The organism is Stenotrophomonas sp. P5_A8, from assembly GCF_056400545.1.
Window position 1 is genome coordinate 1 of record NZ_JBFULB010000284.1, and the last position, 4,973, is coordinate 4,973.

Below are 4,973 nucleotides of genomic sequence, written 5' to 3' on the forward strand. Positions count from 1 at the left end.
GCCAACAGCTGGCGGATGTCGTGGTCGTCGTCGACGATCAGCAGTCGATGCATCGGATTGGGAGTCTCCATGCGGCCATGATCCCCTGTCGGGAGCTGAACCGCATCCAGTGGTTTGCGTACGCATGTTTCAAAGCAGGCAACAGACACACGGCGACATACAAAAGCAGGCCTTTGGTTACGCCCCGACACAGGGCGAGTGTTGAGCCGCACGGGTGCGGTCTTCACAATGCTGACAACGCCGCATCCCGGCCTGCCGAGTAGACGATCATCGTGAAGCCCCGCCTGCCCATCACCCGTCGCGGCCGCGTGCTGCTGTTGATCGCCGTTGTCGTCGTGCTGGCTGCGATTGTCGCATGGTACCTGCGCAAGCCGACCGCCCCGACCCTGGCCACCACCCCGGTCGGCCGTGGCGACATCGAGCAGACGGTAGAGGCCACCGGGGTGATCGATGCCTACAAGCTGGTCAGCGTGGGCGCGCAGGCCTCCGGCCAGATCAAATCGCTGCGGGTGCAGCTGGGCGATACGGTCAAACAAGGCGACCTGATCGCCGAGATCGATGCCACCACCCAGCAGAACCAGGTGCTCAACGCCGAGGCCACGCTGGACCAGGTCAAGGCGCAGCGCGCGGTGCAGCAGGCCAGCCTGCGCGAGGCCGAGCTGGAATTCGCGCGGCAGCAGCAGATGCTGGCCGCCGAAGCGACCTCGCGGGCCGAATACGACGCCGCCGACGCCAAGCTGAAAACCGCCCGCGCGCAGATCCAGTCCTACGATGCGCAGATCAAGGGCAGCGAAACCGAGCTGGGCACCGCCCGCGCCAACCTGGCCTACACCCGCATCACCGCGCCGATGGACGGCACCGTGGTGGCGGTGGTCGCCGAAGAGGGCCGCACCGTCAACGCCAACCAGACCGCACCGACCATCGTGATGCTGGCGCGGCTGGACCTGGTCACAGTCAACGCCGAAGTTTCCGAAGCCGACGTGGTCAAGATCAAGGCCGGCATGCCGGTGTACTTCACCACCCTGGGCGAGCCGGACCGCAAGTACCACGCCACGCTGCGCCAGATCAATCCGGCGCCGTCGTCGATCGCCAACGACAGTTCGTCCAGTTCCAGTTCCTCCAGTTCCAGCTCCAGCAGCGCGGTGTATTACAACGCGCTGTTCGACGTGGAAAACCCCGACGGCACGCTGCGCATCGACATGACCGCGCAGGTCTCGGTGATGCTCAGCCAGGCCAAGGGCGTGCTGACCATTCCCGCCGTCGCGCTGGGCCCGAAGACCCGCGACGGCCAGCACATGGTGCGCGTGGCCGACAAGGACGGCGTGCCGACCCCGCGCAAGGTCAGGATCGGGATCAACAACGGCGCCAATGCCGAAGTGCTGTCCGGGTTGCAGGAAGGCGAGAAAGTCGTGGTCGGTGAAGGCGGTGCGGCCGCCACCGGTGCCGGCGGTGGCCGCCGCGGGGGCGCGCAGATGCGCATGGGCGGGGCCGGCATGGGCGGGCCGCGTCGATGAGTCCGGCCTCCACGGGCACGCCGCTGCTGCGCCTGCGTGACCTGCGCCGCGAGTTTCCCGCCGGCGATGACACCATCGCGGTGCTGCGCGACGTCAACCTGGACATCGGCGCTGGCGAGATGGTCGCCATCGTCGGCCAGTCCGGCTCGGGCAAGTCGACGCTGATGAACATCCTCGGCTGCCTGGACCGCCCCACCCGCGGCAGCTACCAGGTGGCCGGGCGCGAGACCGGCAGCATGCTGCCGGACGAACTGGCGGCGCTGCGCCGCGAGCATTTCGGCTTCATCTTCCAGCGCTACCACCTGCTCGGCGACCTGGATGCGCGCGGCAACGTGGCCGTGCCGGCCGTCTACGCCGGCAGCCCGGGGCCGGTGCGTACCGCGCGTGCCGAACAGTTGCTGCAGCGCCTGGGCCTGGGCGACCGCATGAACCACACGCCCGGCCAGCTTTCCGGCGGCCAGCAGCAGCGCGTGTCGATCGCGCGCGCGTTGATGAACGGTGGCGAGGTGATCCTGGCCGACGAACCGACCGGCGCGCTCGACACGAAATCCGGTGAGGAGGTAATGGGCATCCTCGGCGAGCTGCATGCCGAAGGCCACACCATCATCATCGTCACCCACGACATGAGCGTGGCCGAACACGCACAGCGCATCATCGAAATCCGCGACGGCGAGATCATCGCCGACCGCACCAACCCCTCCGCGCCCAGCTACCGCGCGCAGCGCGAGCCGACCGTGGCCGCGGGCGGCGGCAACAGCTGGCGGGCCGCCCGCGATCGCTTCACCGAAGCGTTCCGGATGGCGCTGCTGGCGATGAACGCCCATCGTCTGCGCACCTTCCTGACCATGCTCGGGATCATCATCGGCATTGCCTCGGTGGTGTCGGTGGTGGCGATGGGCAACGGTTCGCAGCAGCAGATCCTGCAGAACATCAGCGCGCTGGGCACCAATACCATCGATGTCTATCCCGGTCGCGGCTTCGGCGACATGCGCTCGGCGCGCGTGCAGACGCTCAAGGCCAGCGATGCCGACGCGCTGGCGCGGCAGAGCTATGTGGACAGCGCCACTCCCAGCGTGTCCTCGTCGGTGACTGCGCGCTACCGCAACCAGTCGGCCACCGCGCAGGTCAGCGGCGTGGGTGAGCAGTACTTCCGGGTCAAGGGCGTTACCTTGAGCGCGGGCAGCTTCTTCGACGGCGATGCGGTCAAGGGCCTGGTCCAGGTCGCGGTGATCGACGAGAACACCCGTACCCAGTTTTTCCCGTCCGGTGAAGATCCGATCGGCCAGGTGATCCTGCTCGGCAACGTGCCGGTGCGGGTGATCGGCGTCGCACAGCGGCAGAGCTTCGGCATGGGCAGCAGTACCAGCCTGGGCGTGTGGGTGCCCTACACCACGGTGATGTCGCGCATGCTTGGGCAAAGTTACGTCTCCAGCATCACCGTGCGGGTGGACGACAGCACACCGATGGATGCCGCGCAGGCCGCGATCTCCAAGCTGTTGATCATGCGCCACGGCACCGAGGACTTCTTCCTCAGCAACAGTGCCGAGATCCGCGAAACCATCGAACAGACCACGCGCACCATGACGTTGCTGATCAGCGCGATCGCCGCGATCGCGTTGCTGGTCGGCGGCATCGGGGTGATGAACATCATGCTGGTGTCGGTCACCGAGCGCACCCGCGAGATCGGCGTGCGCATGGCCGTCGGCGCGCGGCAGAGCGACATCCGCCAGCAGTTCCTGATCGAGGCGGTGCTGGTCTGTCTGCTCGGTGGCCTGCTTGGCGTCGGTCTGTCACTGGTGGTCGGCTGGTTGTTCGGCAAATTCGCCCCGGATTTCCAGATGCTGTTCTCGACGGCCTCGATCGTCGCCGCGTTCGCCTGCTCCAGCCTGATCGGCGTGGCGTTCGGTTTTCTTCCGGCGCGCAGTGCCGCCCAACTTGATCCCGTGGAGGCGCTGGCGCGCGAATGATGAATCCCCTTTTCCCGCTCATCCGCGGCCACCTGCGCCCGCTCGCCCTGGCCTGCGTGACCACGCTGGCTGTGTCGGCCTGCGTCAGCACCGGCCATTACGCCGTCGACGCTCCCAGCGTGCCGGCCAGCTATGGTCGCGGCGATGCCTCGCGCAATGTCCCCACTGACGTGGTGGAGACCCTGCCGCATACCGACCGCACCGAGGTCCGCGACGATCCCTGGTGGACCCAGTTCGGCGATCCGCGCCTGGCGCGGGTGATCGACCGCGCCCTGGCCGCCAACACCGACCTGGCCTCGGCCGGGTTGGCCGTGCAGCGCGCCCGCCTGCAGGCCGGGCTGGCCGACAACGCGCTGTGGCCGCAGCCTTCGGGCAGCGTCGGCAGCAACGGCAGTCGTCCGATCGACCAGGGCGCGCAGTGGAACCGCGGCAGTTCGGCCAGTGTGTCGCTGCAATGGGAAATCGACCTGTGGGGCCGCCTGCGCACCCAGCGCGACATCGCCCAGTGGGAAGCGCAGGCGCGTGAGGAAGACCTGCAGAACACCGCGTTGCTGGTGATCGGCGACGTCGCCACGCAGTACTGGACGCTGGCCTTCCTCAATCAGTCGATCCGCGCCGGCCAAGCCAACCTGGACCGCCTGCAGCGCACCCGGCAACTGGTGCAGGCTCGCTTCGACGCCGGTGCGGTATCGCGCCTGGAAGTCCGCCAGGCCACCCAGAGCCTGGAAGCGCAACGGGCCACGCAAAGCGCGCTGGAACAGCAGCGGGTGGCCAGCCGCAACGCGTTGACGGTGCTGCTGGACGGGCAGCCGTGGCCGCTGGACGACGAGCCGCAGCAGTTGCTGGACGGTGGACGCCCGGTGGTGGCCGAAGGCCTGCCGGCCGAACTGCTGGGCCGGCGCCCGGACCTGCGCGCGGCCGAACTGAGGCTGCGCAACAGCCTGAAGACGATCAAGGTCACCGCCACCCAGTACTACCCCGCGCTGAGCCTGACCGGCAGCGTCGGCAGCAGCGCGACGTCGTTGTCGAACGTGCTGCAGAACCCGGTGGCTACGCTGGGCGCCGGTCTGTCGTTGCCGTTCCTCAACATCGGCCAGGCGCGGTTGAACACCCGCCTGGCCGGCACCGATTACCAGATGGCCGCCAACGACTTCCGCCGCACGCTGTACACGGCCCTGTCGGAGGTGGACAACGCGCTGTCGGCACGCGAGCAGTTCGCCACCCAGGTGGCGGCCTCGCAGGCATCGTTCGATGAAGCGGTGGAGATCGAGCGGATGTACGAGGTGCGCTATCGGGTCGGCGCCACCGACCTGCGCACCTGGCTGGAAGCGCAGCAGACCCGCCGCGATGCGGAGCTGTCGCTGGCCTCGGTGAAGCAGAAGCAGCTGATCAACGATGTAACGTTGTTCAAGGCGCTGGGCGGCAGCGCGCGGTAACCGTAGAGCCGACCGTTGGTCGGCTACCCACCACCACGTAGAGCCGACCGTTGGTC

3 protein-coding genes are annotated in these 4,973 nt (G+C 67.9%); all 3 read left to right on the plus strand.

The annotated features are described in order from the left end of the window. The first annotated feature begins 272 nt into the window (after positions 1-272). The 3 genes from AC1DQP_RS16340 to AC1DQP_RS16350 are packed head-to-tail and all read left to right on the plus strand — an operon-like array spanning position 273 to position 4,917. Positions 273-1,514, plus strand: coding sequence for an efflux RND transporter periplasmic adaptor subunit (locus AC1DQP_RS16340; RefSeq protein ID WP_478052015.1), 1,242 nt, complete (start codon positions 273-275; stop codon positions 1,512-1,514). Further along, entirely contained in the window at positions 1,511-3,481 is a 1,971-nt protein-coding gene (locus AC1DQP_RS16345) for a MacB family efflux pump subunit (protein WP_478052016.1), read from the plus strand. Before AC1DQP_RS16340 ends, AC1DQP_RS16345 begins: the two co-directional genes overlap by 4 nt. Beyond that, on the plus strand, positions 3,481-4,917 hold the full coding sequence (locus tag AC1DQP_RS16350; RefSeq protein ID WP_457321231.1) for an efflux transporter outer membrane subunit: 1,437 nt from the start codon (positions 3,481-3,483) through the stop codon (positions 4,915-4,917). Before AC1DQP_RS16345 ends, AC1DQP_RS16350 begins: the two co-directional genes overlap by 1 nt. Positions 4,918-4,973 lie beyond the last annotated feature (56 nt).

Bases quoted from the DNA above. Each gene is read 5' to 3' on its own strand.
- AC1DQP_RS16345 (WP_478052016.1), top strand. From the start codon at position 1,511: ATGAGTCCGGCCTCCACGGGCACGCCGCTGCTGCGCCTGCGTGACCTG.
- AC1DQP_RS16350 (WP_457321231.1), top strand. From the start codon at position 3,481: ATGAATCCCCTTTTCCCGCTCATCCGCGGCCACCTGCGCCCGCTCGCC.